Origin of the sequence: Klebsiella sp. RHBSTW-00215, assembly GCF_014103785.1 — a bacterium.
Taxonomy (GTDB): domain Bacteria; phylum Pseudomonadota; class Gammaproteobacteria; order Enterobacterales; family Enterobacteriaceae; genus Klebsiella.
Genome location: NZ_JABXQS010000001.1, coordinates 4,372,084 through 4,388,625 on the forward strand (window position 1 = coordinate 4,372,084; position 16,542 = coordinate 4,388,625).

General features: G+C 53.3%; 15 protein-coding genes. 7 read left to right on the top strand and 8 right to left on the bottom strand.

What is annotated here, in order from left to right; all coding sequences use genetic code 11:
- Positions 1–340: 340 nt before the first annotated feature.
- Positions 341–1,339 carry a type I glyceraldehyde-3-phosphate dehydrogenase gene (gene gap / locus HV127_RS20680; RefSeq protein ID WP_182238375.1) on the bottom strand — a complete coding sequence of 333 codons (999 nt, stop codon included), beginning with the start codon at positions 1,337–1,339 and terminating at the stop codon, positions 341–343.
- Positions 1,340–1,788: 449 nt separating this feature from the next.
- On the opposite strand from gap, the gene HV127_RS20685 reads away from it, so the two are divergent.
- Positions 1,789–2,766, top strand: a complete 978-nt coding sequence (locus tag HV127_RS20685; RefSeq protein ID WP_182238377.1) for a DUF1852 domain-containing protein — start codon at positions 1,789–1,791, stop codon at positions 2,764–2,766.
- 23 nt (positions 2,767–2,789) lie between these two features.
- Positions 2,790–3,821, top strand: coding sequence for a methionine synthase (locus HV127_RS20690; protein WP_182238379.1), 1,032 nt, complete (start codon positions 2,790–2,792; stop codon positions 3,819–3,821).
- Positions 3,822–3,896: 75 nt separating this feature from the next.
- Here the strand turns inward: HV127_RS20690 and HV127_RS20695 are convergent, their stop codons facing one another.
- On the bottom strand, positions 3,897–4,373 hold the full coding sequence (locus HV127_RS20695; protein ID WP_181482384.1) for a cold shock domain-containing protein: 477 nt from the start codon (positions 4,371–4,373) through the stop codon (positions 3,897–3,899).
- Between the two features lie 297 nt (positions 4,374–4,670).
- Here HV127_RS20695 and cybB point away from each other — a divergent pair, with 297 nt between their 5' ends.
- From cybB to HV127_RS20710, 3 genes are all read left to right on the top strand, one after another.
- The gene (cybB, locus tag HV127_RS20700) at positions 4,671–5,198 is read left to right on the top strand and encodes a cytochrome b561 (protein WP_110274796.1); all 528 of its coding nucleotides are present in this window, start codon (positions 4,671–4,673) and stop codon (positions 5,196–5,198) included.
- Positions 5,199–5,361: 163 nt separating this feature from the next.
- The gene (locus HV127_RS20705; protein ID WP_004101746.1) at positions 5,362–5,637 is read left to right on the top strand and encodes a metal/formaldehyde-sensitive transcriptional repressor; all 276 of its coding nucleotides are present in this window, start codon (positions 5,362–5,364) and stop codon (positions 5,635–5,637) included.
- A 23-nt stretch (positions 5,638–5,660) separates the two neighbouring features.
- Positions 5,661–6,779 carry an S-(hydroxymethyl)glutathione dehydrogenase/class III alcohol dehydrogenase gene (locus HV127_RS20710; RefSeq protein WP_182238381.1) on the top strand — a complete coding sequence of 373 codons (1,119 nt, stop codon included), beginning with the start codon at positions 5,661–5,663 and terminating at the stop codon, positions 6,777–6,779.
- A 53-nt stretch (positions 6,780–6,832) separates the two neighbouring features.
- Here HV127_RS20710 and HV127_RS20715 read toward each other — a convergent pair whose 3' ends face one another.
- The 5 genes from HV127_RS20715 to pcaH form a co-directional block, all read right to left on the bottom strand.
- Positions 6,833–7,111, bottom strand: a complete 279-nt coding sequence (locus tag HV127_RS20715; RefSeq protein WP_182238383.1) for a hypothetical protein — start codon at positions 7,109–7,111, stop codon at positions 6,833–6,835.
- Between the two features lie 264 nt (positions 7,112–7,375).
- Positions 7,376–9,748 carry a glucose/quinate/shikimate family membrane-bound PQQ-dependent dehydrogenase gene (locus HV127_RS20720; RefSeq protein WP_182238385.1) on the bottom strand — a complete coding sequence of 791 codons (2,373 nt, stop codon included), beginning with the start codon at positions 9,746–9,748 and terminating at the stop codon, positions 7,376–7,378.
- Positions 9,749–10,053: 305 nt separating this feature from the next.
- On the bottom strand, positions 10,054–10,977 hold the full coding sequence (locus HV127_RS20725) for a LysR substrate-binding domain-containing protein (RefSeq protein ID WP_181482380.1): 924 nt from the start codon (positions 10,975–10,977) through the stop codon (positions 10,054–10,056).
- Positions 10,978–11,148: 171 nt separating this feature from the next.
- Entirely contained in the window at positions 11,149–11,769 is a 621-nt protein-coding gene (pcaG, locus tag HV127_RS20730) for a protocatechuate 3,4-dioxygenase subunit alpha (RefSeq protein ID WP_182238388.1), read from the bottom strand.
- Positions 11,766–12,506 carry a protocatechuate 3,4-dioxygenase subunit beta gene (pcaH, locus tag HV127_RS20735; protein ID WP_112215764.1) on the bottom strand — a complete coding sequence of 247 codons (741 nt, stop codon included), beginning with the start codon at positions 12,504–12,506 and terminating at the stop codon, positions 11,766–11,768. Before pcaH ends, pcaG begins: the two co-directional genes overlap by 4 nt.
- Positions 12,507–12,743: 237 nt before the next feature.
- On the opposite strand from pcaH, the gene HV127_RS20740 reads away from it, so the two are divergent.
- Both HV127_RS20740 and HV127_RS20745 read left to right on the top strand, forming a co-directional pair.
- On the top strand, positions 12,744–14,087 hold the full coding sequence (locus HV127_RS20740) for a VOC family protein (RefSeq protein WP_182238390.1): 1,344 nt from the start codon (positions 12,744–12,746) through the stop codon (positions 14,085–14,087).
- Positions 14,088–14,129: 42 nt separating this feature from the next.
- A complete protein-coding gene (locus HV127_RS20745) occupies positions 14,130–15,638 on the top strand; it encodes a carboxylesterase/lipase family protein (RefSeq protein ID WP_182238392.1) in 1,509 nt (502 codons plus the stop codon).
- Here the strand turns inward: HV127_RS20745 and HV127_RS20750 are convergent.
- The gene (locus tag HV127_RS20750; protein ID WP_182238394.1) at positions 15,610–16,473 is read right to left on the bottom strand and encodes a LysR substrate-binding domain-containing protein; all 864 of its coding nucleotides are present in this window, start codon (positions 16,471–16,473) and stop codon (positions 15,610–15,612) included. The genes HV127_RS20745 and HV127_RS20750 overlap by 29 nt on opposite strands.
- Positions 16,474–16,542 lie beyond the last annotated feature (69 nt).

The window sequence follows — 16,542 nt, forward strand, 5'->3', positions numbered from 1 at the left end:
ACCGCAGGGTGTTGCAGTATCTTCCCGGAGGCGATGCTGCGCGTCTGTTCGGGCTACACGTTTTGAGTTGTCTGCGGTCCAGTAGCCCGGGCAAGGCGCTTTGCGCCGCCCCCGGGAGGAAGGCCGCAGGGTGTTGCAGCATCTTCCCGGAGGCGATGCTGCGCATCTGTCCGGGCTACAAGTTTTGAGTTGTCTGCGGTCCCGTATCCCGGGCAAGGCGCTTTGCGCCGCCCCCGGGAGGAAGGCCGCAGGGTGTTGCAGAATCTTCCCGGAGGCGATGGGGTTACGGGGAGTATGTGGTTTTTGCCGGCCATGCAAGGTACTGCTGCTCACTTGCTGTTTATTTTGCGAATTTATCCAGTACGCGAATCAGCTGGGTGACAAAGCCATATTCGTTATCGTACCAGGCCACCGTTTTAACCAACTGAACATCACCGGCTTCGGCTATCTCAAGCTGCGTGGCGTCGTAAATTGAACCGAAATGGCTACCTATCACATCTGACGAGACAATTTCCTCTTCGGTATAACCGAACGATTCATTGTTCGCCGCCGCGTTTTTCATCGCCTGATTGACCTCTTCGGCGGTGACTTTTTTCGCTAGCACGGAGACCAGTTCCGTTACCGATCCTGTTTTGGTCGGTACGCGCTGGGCATGGCCTTTTAATTTCCCGCTGAGTTCCGGGATAACCAGACCGATCGCCTTCGCAGCCCCAGTGGTATGCGGAATGATGTTTTCCGCCGCCGCGCGCGAAGCTCGCAGATCTTTACCGCGTGGGCCATCAACCAACGACTGGGTGCCGGTATAGGCGTGGATGGTGGTCATGGTGCCTAGCTTAATACCGAACGCATCGTTAAGGACTTTTGCCATCGGCGCCAGACAGTTGGTGGTGCAGGAGGCGACGGAAATAATGGTATCGTCTGCGGCCAGAGTGTCATCGTTAACGTTGTAAACGATGGTTTTCATATCGCCTGCCGGTGCGGAAATCAGCACCTTTTTCGCCCCTGCGCTCAGGTGGGCCTGCGCTTTCTCAGTGGAGGTATAAAAACCGGTACACTCGACGATCAGCTCGGCACCCACCGCTTTCCACGGAATATGTTGAGCCTCTTTTTCAGCGTACACAGTGATTTTTTTTCCATCGACGATAAGCGCATCTTCAGTAAAATCAACGCTCCATGGGAAAGGGCCGTAGTTAGAGTCATGCTTTAACAGGTAGGCCAGCACTTTTGGCGAGGTGAGGTCGTTAATGGCCACCACTTCTAAAGAACTTTCCACTTCCAACAACCGGCGTAGCACCAAACGTCCAATACGGCCAAATCCATTAATCCCAAGTTTGCTCATGGAAATCTCCTGGTAAGTTGAATTGATACGTTAAAACTTCTCCAGGCTTAGTCCAGCCATCGGGATTGGGCAACCGGACATTTGTGCAAAATGGCCAGTTGTTCGAAAAAACCATATGAAAAATTTTATGAATTCTGGAGGTTGGCGCTAACATGCTGACGGTTAATAATTTTTTGTTTCAGTTTTATTCGTTAAGGGCATATTAGCTGGGGTAGGCAGATTGTGAACAGGATTGGTCTGGCGCCAAATCAGCGACAGAAGATCATGAAGATAGCTCATGTTGTAATGAAATTAACTCGCTTTCACTCATCCAGTGGCTCTGGCATAAAATACACCATATTAACTTATTGGCAACATGAAGACCGCTGACTGAGCCAACGCCCATGCAACTTGAAGTATGACGGGTATAAATTCAGTTTTCATGTCAGGACTCAGGATGCAAAATTGCGATGAATAAAAATTTTACTTTTACGATTAAGAGCAGTATTTTCGATGAAAATTATAACCCTTCTGAAAATACGCGTATTACAACTAACTTTGCTAATTTAGCCAGAGGGCAAAATCGCCAGCAGAATTTGCGTAACACTTTATTGATGATTGACAATCGTTTCAACACGCTGGCGCACTGGGATAATCCGAAAGGCGAGCGTTATTCGCTCGAGCTTGAAATCATTTCTGTCGAGATGAGTATCGAAGCTAATGGCGACACTTTTCCGGTAATAGAAATATTAAAAACGAATATTATTGATAAAAAAACCAACGAACGTATTGAAGGCATTGTAGGGAATAATTTCTCTTCTTATGTCAGAGATTATGATTTTAGCGTGTTGCTGTTAGAACACAATAAACAGCAATCAGCATTTAGTCTTCCCGATGATTTTGGTGATTTACACGGCAATATCTTTAAATATTTTGTAAACTCAAGTGAGTACAAACATAATTTTAGCAAACCGCCGGTGATATGCCTCAGCGTATCCAATAAAAACACCTACCATCGAACAGGTAATGAGCATCCTGTGCTGGGCATTGAATACCAACAGAATGGAACGTCATTGACTGAGGGCTACTTCAAAAAAATGGGCTTGCAGGTTCGTTATTTTATGCCTGCAAATAGTGTCGCACCTTTGGCTTTTTATTTCTCAGGTGATTTACTGAGCGATTACACTAATCTTGAGCTGATTAGTACCATCAGCACGATGGAAACTTTCCAGAAAATTTATCGGCCTGAGATTTACAACGCCAACTCTGCGGCAGGGCAGTGCTATCAACCTGACCTGAATCACCAGGATCACTCACTGACAAAAATTGTTTATGACCGGGAAGAGCGTAGCCAGTTGGCTATTGAGCAGGGGAAATTTACTGAAGAGAACTTCATTAAACCGTACAAGAACATTCTCGATCAGTGGTCTGCTCAGTACGCTATTTAATTAACGATATAAGGCCAACTATTATGAAAAGATTATTACCCACTTCGACTGCGGGCAGTTTACCCAAACCTTCATGGCTCGCCGAGCCTGAGAAATTATGGTCCCCCTGGAAACTACAAAATGAAGAGTTAATTGAAGGGAAAAAGGACGCGCTGAGTTTGGCTCTGTACGATCAATTACGTGCAGGTATCGATATTGTCAGCGATGGCGAGCAAACGCGTCAGCACTTTGTGACAACGTTTATTGAGCACCTCAGCGGTGTTGATTTTGCAAAACGTGAAGTGGTGAAAATTCGCAATCGCTATGAAGCAAGCGTCCCAACCGTCACGGGTGCTGTTGAACGCCAAAAACCTGTTTTTGTTGAGGACGCGCGGTTTTTACGCCAGCTCACCAAACAACCTATTAAATGGGCGTTACCTGGGCCTATGACCATGATTGATACACTTTATGACGACCACTATAAAAGCCGCGAAAAACTGGCCTGGGAATTTGCGAAAATATTGAATCAGGAAGCCAAAGAGCTAGAGGCTGCTGGCGTCGATATTATTCAGTTTGATGAGCCGGCTTTTAATGTATTTTTTGATGAAGTGAATGACTGGGGGATCGCGGCTTTAGAAAGAGCAGTGGAAGGGCTGAAATGCGAAACGGCAGTACATATCTGCTATGGATATGGCATCAAAGCGAACACCGACTGGAAAAAGACGCTGGGCACAGAGTGGCGTCAATATGAAGAAGCATTTCCTAAGCTGCAAACATCCAGTATCGATATCATCTCACTGGAATGTCATAACTCGCGTGTTCCGATGGACCTGCTTGAGCTGATTCGCGGTAAAAAAGTGATGGTCGGGGCCATCGACGTGGCAACGAATTCTATTGAGACGCCGGAGGAGGTTGCCGACACATTACGCAAAGCCCTTCAGTTTGTCGACGCTGACAAGCTTTACCCTTCGACTAACTGCGGCATGACGCCTTTATCTCGTCAGGTAGCCGCAGGCAAACTAAATGCGTTAAGTGCAGGGGCAGAAATTATCCGCAAGGAACTCTCGGTTAAATAAATTCGCCAAATATCCTGACGACTAAACGATGCCGAAATCCTGCTTATGCAAGCAAGATTTCGGCACAGGATCATTTCAGACCTTGAGCATTTTTACCGTGGCATCCACGTCTATTTCATCTTCAGAAAAGATTAACGTCGTTCCCTGAAAAGTAGTCACCGCCAGCTTTTTCAGCGAGCGCATTTCACCCGGTTTAGCGGCTGATTTTGGCCTGATACTTCCCATCAGCGCACCTACAGACAGTACAGCGTTTTCTTTATCAATGCGGGTGTCGGCTGGCACTTCTTCGCTGTAAACCAGATAGGACTTGATCGACGTGAGCTTAATACGCTCACCCGCGATATAGATGTATTTGCTTTCCGGTATCACTTTTACCGCATAAGCGGATAAGCCCTTGTTATTGGTAGTGGGTTCGAAAGTGACGGCTGCATCTTTCTTAATCAGATCGGGATTGGCGACCTTAATCACATGAAAATAACGGTTCTCACCGTTTTCATCTTTGATAAATCCAAAGCCTTTATCTTTAAACCACGTTGTGATCGTTCCGTTCATCGCCTTACCGCCTGGTTAATCGTTTATCTACTCAGTTTTTGCAGCGCGCAGTGTAAAGCACAATGCCGATGCAGACCACGTCTTTGCTTTAAGTCTGGACGATAAATTTCGGTCAGGCCAGAAGAGGGGCTGGTGAACCCGGACGACGTCACCCCCAAATAAAACGGCGCTAACTGTTTGCTTTTAATCTGATTACATCATGTTCAGCAATAGTTTGTTAATGCTTCGTAAAAGTTAATGAATTTTTAAGGAAAGGTAGTTATGTTGACGGCATCACTGTTTCCTTAAGGGTTTTCCATGCGCGATAAATACTCCGGCCTGCAGATAGGCATCCACTGGCTGGTCTTTTTGTTAGTGATTGGCGCTTATGCGGCAATGGAGCTACGAGGCTTTTTCCCTCGGAGCGCGCGGCCGGTCATTAATATGATTCATGTCTCTTGCGGGATCTCGATCTTTGTACTGATGGTGGCGCGTCTGCTCGTACGCCTGAAATCTCCCGCACCGCCAATTGTGCCCAAACCGTCGCCGATGATGACGGGCTTTGCGCACCTCGGGCATTTGGTTATCTATCTGCTGTTTATCGCGCTGCCGGTGATTGGCATGGTGATGATGTATTATCGTGGCAATCCGTGGTTTGCTTTTGGTTTGACCATGCCCCATGCGGCAGAAAGCAACTTTGAGCTGGTGGATACGCTGAAGGGTTGGCACGAGCTGCTGGCAAACACTGGCTACTTTATTGTCGGCCTGCACGCGCTGGCGGCGCTGATGCACCATTATTTCTGGAAAGACAACACACTGCTGCGGATGATGCCGCGCAAACGCTAAACATCTTCAGACCCGCTTCGGCGGGTTTCTTGTTTCTCATGGCCCTCAAGCTCGATTAAGCGCAAATTTTCGCCGCTATGCTACGGTTAAAGCGGCGAGTTGATTTGCCTCTTTAAGTGAAAAAATATAGTATACCCCCCTATATGATTTTGAGGGCGTAACCATGCCACACTCACCTGAAGATAAAAAACGTGCCCTCAGCCGGGTACGACGCATTCGCGGCCAGGTTGAAGCGCTCGAACGGGCGCTGGAATCCGGCGAACCCTGCATGACTATCCTGCAACAGATCGCCTCTATTCGCGGTGCCGCTAACGGCCTGATGGGCGAAATGGTTGAAATTCACCTGCAAGATGAACTAGTGAGCGGCGAAACGACGCCAGACCAACGCGCCGCCAGAATGGCGGAAGTCGGCCATCTGCTACGATCCTACTTAAAATAAAATCACGACGAGGAAGAGAGAATATGAAATCACGTGCAGCAGTCGCGTTTGGCCCAGGCCAGCCGCTAAAAATCGTTGAGATTGACGTCGCACCGCCGAAAAAAGGCGAAGTGCTGGTCAAAATTACCCATACCGGCGTATGTCATACCGATGCTTTTACTCTTTCTGGCGACGATCCGGAAGGCGTTTTCCCGTCAGTACTGGGCCATGAAGGCGGCGGTATTGTGGTCGAAGTGGGTGAAGGCGTGACCAGTCTGCAACCAGGCGATCACGTGATCCCTCTGTACACCGCCGAGTGTCGCGAGTGTAAGTTCTGTAAATCGGGCAAAACCAACCTCTGTCAGGCGGTACGCGCCACTCAGGGTAAGGGGCTGATGCCAGATGGCACCACCCGTTTCTCTTATAACGGCGAGCCTATTTATCACTATATGGGCACCAGCACCTTCAGTGAATACACCGTGGTGGCCGAAATTTCTCTGGCGAAAGTTAACCCGCAGGCGCCTCTGGACAAAGTTTGTCTACTGGGCTGCGGTGTGACCACCGGTATCGGTGCGGTTCACAATACGGCGAAAGTGAAAGAGGGCGATACCGTGGCGGTCTTCGGTCTCGGTGGCATTGGCCTGGCGGTCATTCAGGGCGCGGTACAGGCGAAGGCCGGACGCATTCTGGCGGTTGACACTAACCCGGAAAAATTCACCCTCGCTAAAGAGATGGGCGCAACCGACTTTATCAACCCGAACGACTACGACAAACCGGTTCAGGATGTGATTGTTGAACTGACCGACGGCGGCGTGGACTTCAGCTTTGAGTGCATCGGTAACGTCAACGTGATGCGCGCGGCGCTGGAGTGCTGCCATAAAGGCTGGGGTGAGAGCGTGATTATTGGCGTTGCTGGCGCAGGCCAGGAGATCAAAACCCGTCCGTTCCAGTTGGTGACCGGTCGCGTCTGGCGCGGCTCGGCGTTTGGCGGCGTGAAAGGGCGCACTCAGCTGCCGGGAATGGTGGAAGAGGCGATGGCGGGCAAAATTCGCCTCGACCCGTTTATCACCCACCGTATGCCGCTGGATCAGATCAATGAAGCTTTTGACCTGATGCATGAAGGTAAATCCATTCGCACCGTCATTCATTTCGGCGAGAATTGATCTTTCGGTAAAAATAATAACCCGGGCATGCCCGGGTTATCGCTAAAGCAGAATTACTCCCGCCGCAGGTTTTCATAACCGTTTTGCCACCGCCGCTGTTCTCGTCGCTCCCGTTCACGTTGGATATCCGATTTTTCATCTTCCCACACCGAACAGTTTGGCCCGCTGAACACTTCGCAGGGCTGTTGTTTATCGGCGAGCGGATTCACGGTTTTTTCTTCCCATATCGTCGGATTGTGCAGGTCCACCTCTGGAGCCTTCAACGCCTGAGCCGATGCAGCCATTATCGACATAATGGTGCCCGCAAGCAGGCGGCAGGTTGAACGTTTCATCCATTATCCTTGTTCAGTTGTTATCATTGATAACCATTCGCAATAATAACATAGCTGAATAAAGAAAGGGCCCCGTAAGAGGCCCGTAGGATGGCGAGAAAACAGTTTTGCTATTTTGCTGACTGTTTACCGGGTGGCGGCTGGCGCCTTACCCGACCTACGAAAACCGTGGTTTCCTGTAGGCCCGTGCAAGCGTAGCGCCGCCGGGCAATTCCAGAAGAACGCAGTTTGCCAGCAATAAGGCCCCAATCGGGGCCCTTGAACTTACTTCTGCTCCGGGAGCGCGTAGGCGATGATGTAATCGCCGCGGTCCGGCGACTGGCGAGCGCCGCCAGCGTTGATGATGATGTACTGCTTGCCGGTTTTCGGCGAAACGTAGGTCATCGGGCCGGACTGACTGCCCACCGGCAGACGGGATTTCCAGATCTCTTTACCGTTGGCGGTATCAAACGCGCGCAGGTAGAAATCCTGAGTACCGGCGAAGAACAGCAGGCCGGACTGGGTAGACAGCGAAGCGCCCAGCGTCGGCATACCGATAGGGATGGGCATATGCATGCGGATCCCCAGCGGGCCGGTATCTTCAACGGTGCCGACCGGAACCTGCCACACCAGCTTGCCGGTTTTCAGATCCACAGCCGACATGGTACCGAACGGCGGTTTCTGGCACGGAATACCCAGCGGTGACAGGAAACGCTCGCGCATTGCACCAAACGGGGTACCTTCCATCGGCACGATACCCATTTCGATACCGCTGGCGTTTTTCGCCACTTTCTCGCGCGGCACCATATAGTTAGCGAGGCCAAGGCGCATATCGTTGACGAACATCAGGCTGTTATTCGGATCAACCGACACGCTGCCCCAGTTCATCCCGCCAAGCGAGCCTGGGTATTGCAGAGAACGGTCTTCGCCCGGCGGCGTAAAGATGCCCTGGTGACGCATCTCTTTAAACTGGATGCGGCACAGCAGCAGGTCGACAGGGGTTGCGCCCCACATATCGGACTCTTTTAGCGTCTCGTTGCCGATCATCGGCATACCAACGGAGTAAGGCTGAGTAGCGGAATAGCGCTCGCCTTTGATATCGCCTACCGGAACCGGACGCTCTTCCACTTTGGCCACCGGCTCACCGGTTTCGCGATTGAGCATAAAGATCATGCCCTGCTTACTGGTTTGCACCAGCACCGGGGTGGTGTCGCCTTTGCCGTCAGGTAGGTCGTACAGCAGCGGCTGAGAAGGCAGGTCAAAGTCCCACAGGTCGTGGTGAGTCGTCTGGTAGTGCCAGCGCACCTGACCGGTCGTTGCGTCAACGGCCACGATAGAAGAGCTGTATTTATCGTCAAGTGCAGTGCGCTCGCCGCCGAAGAAATCTGGCGTAGCGTTACCGGTTGGCAGATAGATCAGATTCAGCTTCGCATCATAAGACATGGCCGACCAGACGTTCGGCGTACCGCGGGTGTAGGTTTGGCCTTCCGGCGGCTCGCCGGTCAGATTCGGGTTACCCGGATCCCATGCCCACGCCAGCTTACCGGTGTGAACATCGTAAGCGCGCACAACGCCCGGAGGCTCGCCGGTGGAGAAGTTATCCGCCACGCGACCGCCAACCACGACCACATTGCCAGCGACAAGCGGCGTGGAGGTTTGTTGGTAGTAACCCGCTTTGATTTCGCCCATGCCAACGCTGAGGTCAACAATACCGTGGTCGCCGAAGGTCTCGCACAGTTTGCCGTTATCGGCATCAATGGCGATCAGGCGTGCATCGGTGGTCGGCAGAAACAGGCGACGAGAGCAGGCAGCCGGCTGTGTATCCGCAGTGGCTGTTACCTGAGCCTGGCTATCTTCGTAATAGCCTAAGCCACGGCAGCGCTGCCAGTTCGGCGCGGTGGCCTTTGAATCGTAGCGCCATTTCTCTTTGCCGCTATCAACATCCAGTGCCAGTACTTTGCTGTAAGGCGTACAAACGTAAAGTGTGTCGCCAATCTGTAGCGGGGTGTTCTGGTCTTCCGCACCGGAGCCGTTACTCTGCGGAATATCGCCAGTATGGGCGATCCAGGCGACCTGCAACTGGTCGACGTTCTGTTTGTTAATCTGGTCGAGCGCAGCGAAACGGTCGCCGTGGGTGGTGTTACCCCAGTGTTCCCAGTTTTTCTGTTGTTCGCCAGCGGCGACCGGTTTGACCGGCACCTCTTCACTGGCGCTGACCAGCGGCTGGGATTTGAACATCCAGCCGAAACTGACCAGCAGCACCACGGCGAAGATCGCCGCAAGGCTAAACGCCGGGCCTTTTTTCGCTGGTTGGCGGGAAAGGAACGGCCAGACCAGCGCAGAAAGAAAGGCCAGCACGCCGAGGGCGAACAGGCGCGAGAACAGCGGCCAGTACGTCCAGCCAGCATCGCTAATTGCCCAGATGATAGAGGCGATAAAAGCAATTGCGTACAGCACGATGCCGCCGCGACGGTTACGGAAGATGAGCAGTGAGGCGATAATCATCACCAGGCCCATAATTGCGAAATAGAAGGTGCCGCCGACGGAGGCCAGTTTTGCGCCGAGAATACCGATAGCCAGACCGATGATCAGCATCAGTCCGGCGAGAAGCCACTGCAGGATCCGGGGGAACCCTCGTGGCACGTTGCCAGTTGCCATTTTTTCTCCTTAACCACCCCTGTACAGGCGTGAACCAGATGAATCAATTTTTCAAGTGAAGTCTTTTGAATGAAGTGATTGTGGCCTTCATAAAAGCCTGTTTTTTGCTGTTATTGATTTCAAGTGAACCATTTGGTGAAATCATGGATATGATAGATCTGTTAAATAAATCTACGCAATTGTTAATGAATGATTTCGCACTAATTGATTATTTTGGTGAATGGAGTTGCGCATTCGCGTAGGGAAAGAAGTCATTATTCCCCCGGTTAACAGGACCGTCACCGGGGAAATGATTAAAGCACCAGTCAGACCGGCATGGATTTGCGAATCGCACTGAGCAAGATCTGCGTGCCTGCGGTAAGGGTGGCATCCACGCGAGTCAGAATGCCGATGGGTTCACCTGCGCCCTGGGTCGGGATGGGGAGCGCCGTCAGCAGTCCGCGGCGAAGGTCGTCTTTTACTGCGCCAGAGGGGACAAACCAGACGTAGTCGTAATCGACAGTGAGCTGGCGCGATAACGAGGCCGACAGCGTTTCAATGCAGCCTGAAGGAATTTTGCAGCCCTGACTTTGCAGCAGGGTTTCAGCGTTCTGACGCGGCAGGGTTCCTTTTGGTGACACCACCACCGGCCACTCCATCACCCGGCTCAGCGTGACCGTCTCCTGAAGCAGCGGATGCCCAGGGCGAACCACCAGCTTCAGGGATTCGAGAAACAGCAGTTCGTAGTTCAAACCACTCATTAACTCCGGGTCGGACATTCTCCCGATACCGATATCGATTTCACCCGATTTCAGCCCCGCCAGCAGCATGGTGTTGTTCATGGTCGCCACTTGCAACGTGATATCTTTTTGTTGTTGGTGATACTGACCAATTACCGAGGGTAAAACGCCCAGAGCGGCAGTAGGAAGGGCCCCAATACGCACGATGTCGCTGTTAAGACCTTCTTTGCGATTCAGCGACTGGCCCGCGGTATTGAGCGCATCAAGCACCTTAACGGCATGAGTCAGAAACTGTTCACCGACCAGCGTGAGCTGTGCACCCAGTCGCCCACGCTCAAACAGCCGCGTGCCGGTTAGCTGTTCAAGCTCATTAAGCGTCTTTGATAAAGCCGGTTGACTAAGATTTAAGGTTTCAGCCGCACGCCCAAGAGTTCCTTGTTGAGCGACGGCCACGAAGGTATGTAGATGGCGCAAGCGAATGCGCTGACTGAAAAGACCATTTTTTTGCATAATCAATGTTAAAAACAGAGGTGCGCCAGTGACAAGTAATGTTGATTAAATTTGTTAACTTCATAGCAAAATATTATTAACATTTTATCTTATTATTTTACAAGTTGATTTTGTTGAGATTGTTAAAAAGAGAGGCCCCCGGTGAGCGGGGGCATGAAAAGAAGAGAGATGCTAGATATCGAAGAAGACGGTTTCGTTCTCGCCCTGCAAATGAATATCGAAGCGGTACACGATTTCATTGCCGCGAACTTCGCGTTGCGCGATAAGAGTCTGGCGGCGCACTTCCCACTCAATCAGATTCAGTACCGGGTCGGCCTGGTTCGCATCCTGTTCATCACAGAAGTACATCCGCGTGTTGAGGCCAATGTTAATCCCCCGTGCCACTATCCATAAATTCACATGCGGTGCCATTACGCGGCCATCGCGACCGATAACGGAGCCGGGTTTAATCGTTTCAAAGCGCCAGATACCGCTGGTAAAGTCCGAGCAGCTACGCCCCCAGCCGCGAAATTCCGCATCCTGCTTTTTGTTCTGCTGCCTGTCGTCAGGGTGGTTATAACGCCCGGCGGCATTGGCCTGCCAGATCTCCAGCAGCACATCGCGTACCGGCGTCCCGGAGCCGTCAATCACCCGGCCTTCAATCGTAATGCGTTCGCCTTCGGTGGCGGGCGTGGTCAACGTCGGACCAAAGTTCTTTTCAAAGATATGAAAACCGGCGGCGTCCGGCGCAAGGCCGATGTGTACGTAAGGACCAGCGGTCTGCGAAGCGGTTTCAGGTAAAAAATCTTTCATCGGGCGGCCCCCTGAGTGCGGTTTTCGAACAACGTCGCGCGATGACCGCGCAGCACAAGGTCAAAACGGTAGGCCAGAGAGTCCAGCGGCACGGCGGCGTGGGTATCCAGCTCGGCGATTAACGTCCGAATAGCGTCATCATTATTGATGGTTTTGACGATAGGGCACTGTTTAATCAGCGGATCGCCTTCGAAATACATTTGAGTGATTAAGCGCTGCGCCCAGGCTTCGCCGGAAAGAGAGAAGTGGATATGCGCCGGTCGCCAGTCGCTCGCCTGGTTGCGCCACGGATAGGGGCCTGGCTTAATGGTGCGGAAACAGTAATAGCCGTTTTCGTCGGTCAGTACCCGGCCACAGCCGCCAAAGTTAGGGTCGATGGGAGCAAGATATTGATCTTTCTTATGCCGATAGCGACCGCCTGCGTTAGCTTGCCAGACTTCAACCAGCGTGTTTTTCATCGGACGGCCAAACCCATCGCGAACGTAGCCGTGCACAATGATGCGCTCGCCGATGGGCAAACCCTCTTTGGCATAATTAAGGATAAGATCATTATCCAGTGCGCCCAGATCATCACTGCTGAACACCGGTCCGGTAATTTCTGATAGTGAGTTTTGAAGGGAGATCAGCGCATTGCGCGGTGAACGCAGAACGCTGGTTTTATAACCCGGCGCGTAAGCGGGAGGATGGCTGTTGTAGTCGCGATGAAGAACCTCGCGCGGTGACCATTTATCGTTCATAGGGTACTCCGTTTTATCGGTAGAGGGGCATGTTGTTGTAATATCGCCATAAGCAGTGTGTGTAAATGTTTTGTTAATTTAAAGTGAAATTAAAGGGTGTTTTTCATAACCAGCGGTTATGAAGTGGTGAGCTAAAAGAAGTCGCTCAGCTATCCGCATCACAGTTTGTAAATTCTTCCCGCCGCCTGCGAGCAGCTTTCCTACACTCCAGGGAGTATTCACTGGAGGTAAGACATCATGGCGAACACCATCACGGCTGATGAGATTCGGGAACGCTTTTCACAGGCGATGTCGGCGATGTACCAGCAGGAAGTTCCCCAGTACGGGACGTTACTGGAGCTGGTGGCCGACGTTAATCTGGCAGTACTGGAAAATAACCCGAAGCTGCATGAACAACTGGCCAATGCCGATGAGCTGGCGCGGCTGAACGTTGAACGCCACGGCGCGATCCGCGTCGGAACGGCGGAGGAACTGGCGACCTTACGTCGCATGTTTGCCATCATGGGAATGTATCCCGTTAGCTATTACGATCTGTCGCAGGCCGGGGTCCCGGTTCACTCGACCGCGTTTCGGCCCATTGACGACGCGGCGCTGGCGCGCAATCCGTTTCGGGTTTTTACTTCGCTGCTACGCCTGGAGCTAATTGCTAACGTTGAGCTGCGCAATCGGGCGGCGAAAATTCTCGCCCGCCGCGATATTTTCACTCCTCGCTGTCGTGAACTGATGGCGCTTTATGAAGATAAGGGTGAATTTACCTCTGCTGAAGCACGCGAGTTTGTCAACCAGGCGCTGGAAACCTTTCGCTGGCATCGCCATGCCACCGTTGATGATAAAACCTATCACGCGCTGCATGAAGAGCACCGGCTGATTGCCGATGTGGTCTGTTTCCCCGGCTGTCATATCAATCATCTGACCCCACGCACGCTGGATATCGACCGGGTACAGGCGCTAATGCCGGAGTGCGGTATCACGCCGAAAGCGCTGATTGAAGGGCCGCCGAGGCGTGAAGTCCCGATTTTACTGCGTCAGACCAGTTTTAAGGCTCTTGAGGAGCCGGTGATGTTTGCCGGGGAGCATAAAGGCACGCACACCGCCCGCTTTGGCGAAATTGAGCAGCGCGGCATTGCGCTGACGCCGAAGGGCCGCGCCCTCTATGACCGGCTGCTCAGCGAGGCAGGGGTGGGCAAAGATAATCTTAATCACCAGCGCCATTTGCAGGAAGTCTTTAGCGCGTTCCCGGACAGCGAATTTCTGCTGCGCCAGCAGGGGCTGGCCTGGTTCCGCTACCGTCTGACCCCTTCAGGGGAAGCGCATCGCCAGGCGTTTCGACCGGGCGATGATCCGCAGCCATTAATCGAACGTGGCTGGGTGATTGCCCAGCCGATCATTTATGAAGACTTCTTACCGGTGAGCGCCGCGGGGATTTTTCAGTCGAACCTGGGCAATGAGATTCAGTCCCATAGCCACGGCAATGCCAGCCGCGAGGCCTTTGAAACGGCGCTGGGCGGCTCGGTCTATGATGAGTTTGAACTGTATCGACAGGCGGAAGAGCGCAGCAAACGACGTTGCGGTCTGCTGTGAAATCAGTACTCTGCTGGCATGAGTCGTTAAAGGAAGCAGGTCATGCAGAATCCGTCTACCCCGCTGGTGAAAACCCGGCTGGGCACCTTATCGGGCACCTCCGAAGAAGGAATACACATCTGGCGCGGCATTCCCTATGCCGCACCGCCCGTCGGCAACCTTCGCTGGCGCGCGCCGCATCCTGCCGCCCGTTGGCAGGGCGTGCGTCAGGCTGATATTTTCTCCGCTTCCAGCTGGCAGGATATTGAGTATTGCCGTGAACTTGGCGGCGGCGATCCCGGCAGCTTCTCAGAGGATTGTCTCTACCTTAACGTCTGGTCACCCGCCGCTCGGGCGCGCGCTTTACCGGTGATGGTCTGGCTGCATGGTGGAGGTTACACCATCGGCGCCGGCAGCTTGCCACCCTACGACGGTAAAGCGTTGGCTTCCCGCGAGGTGGTGGTGGTGACGGTCAACTACCGCTTGGGACATCTGGGCTTTTTTGCTCATCCAGCGCTGGAAGGCGAAGATGGCGAAAGAATCTATAATTTTGCTCTGCTCGACCAGATTGCCGCGCTGCAATGGGTTCAGGAAAACATCCATGCCTTCGGCGGCGATGCTGCCAACGTTACGCTGTTCGGCGAATCCGCCGGGGCGCGCAGCGTGCTGTCGTTGCTGACCTCGCCGAAAGCCAAAGGGTTGTTTCATAAAGCGATCGTTCAAAGCGGCTATACCTTGCCGGATCTGCCGCGCGAGAAGGCGCTGGCGAAGGGGCAGTTGATCGCTGAACATTTCGCTTTGCCGCAGGCTAGCGCCGAACAGCTTCGGGCGATCCCGGCTGAGGCGTTCTGGTCGCTGACCGCGCCGTTAACTATCGGTCCGGCACCTATCGTTGGCGATGCTGTCCTGCCGCAGCCGATGCTGGAAACGTTCTTTAGCGGACGTCAGCATCCGCTACCGGTGATGATTGGTTCAAACAGCGACGAAGCCAGCGTCATGGCGGTGTTTGGCGTCGACATCGCCGGGCAAATCCAGAAACTGCGTCGCGAACGCCGCTTTGGTCTCGGGTTAATTAAACTACTCTATCCTGGCGTCAAGGGGGATGAAGCGCTGGGACGCGAAGTGTGTCGCGACATGGCGTTTACCACGCTGGGCTACGTGGTCATGCAGGCGCAGCAGCGGGTAGGGCAGCCGTGCTGGCGCTACTGGTTTGATTATGTTGCCGAGGCCGAGCATGAAACCTATCCGCACGGCGCGTGGCACGGCAACGAAGTGGCATACGTTTTTGATAATCTCGAACTGGCTGAGCCGGTGCGTAATTATGCAAATGAACGCGATCGGGATTTTGCGGCGCAGGTTGCGGATTACTGGGTTGAATTCGCCCGGCGAGCGGGCGGCGGCTGCCAGGAGCTTTCAGGGACGGTTCGCTGGCCAGCCAGCCTGCGTGGGCGCGATCGGTTGTTGCGAATCGGGTTGCACAAGCAGGCGGGTTTTAAAGTAGAAAACCGCTTTATGCGCGCTCGATTGGCGCTGTTCCGCCGGGTCATGAAACATCATGTGACCCTGGATTAATCAGCTCTTCACGAAAGCGCGCCAGTCCGTCGGCTTTGCTTTGCGAGGATCGCACCACCAGCCGATAGCTGGCACCGGTTTTCACGCTAAGGGCAAAAGGGCGCGTCAGGCGACCGGCGCGTAAATCCTCCGCCACCAGCGTTTCGTCGGCGATAGCTATCCCCAGCCCCTGCATGGCGGCGGTTATCGCCAGATCCATTGTATCGAAATGTTGGTTTTTACTCATCGGCAGCGGTTTCTCGGGGGAGAACTGCGCCAGCCACAGCGACCAGTCGGTTTTGTCCCGCGTCGGATGTAAAAAGGTCATCCCACTCAGCGGGTTATCGCCTGCCGCCGTGCGGTTCATCACCGGCGTTAGCGCCTCTTCAAACAACAGTTCGCCCGCACTGTGGTGGCTGCCGAAGATGATCGCTGCGTCATAAGGCTCGGTTTTGAAATTAACGCTATGTTCGGTGGTAGTGGTCAGGGCGACCTGCAGTTCCGGATGGCGTTGCTCAATGGCGACCAGACGCGGTACCAGCCAGCGAATGGCGCAGGTAGGTGCTTTCAGGCGCACCACGGTTTGCTGCTGACGGGCCTGCTCTGCGACCGTCACCAGGCGGGCGAAAGCGGATTGTAGCTCCGGGTAGAGCGCGCTGCCTTGCGGGGAAAGCCGCAGCCCGCGAGCGTGGCGAACAAACAGCGGGAAACCAAACCAGCTTTCCAGTGCCGCAATCTGTCGGCTAACTGCACCCTGCGTCAGGCACAGCTCGCGGGCGGCGTGGGTTAAGTTGAGATGCCTGGCGGTGACCAGAAAGGTTTCCACGGTATTAAATGGCAGGGCGCTTCGCGACATGTCGCCTCCAGCTATGCGTTTTGATCATAACCAGTATGTCATGGCTATACCGCGCAAGTCACCCTGTCA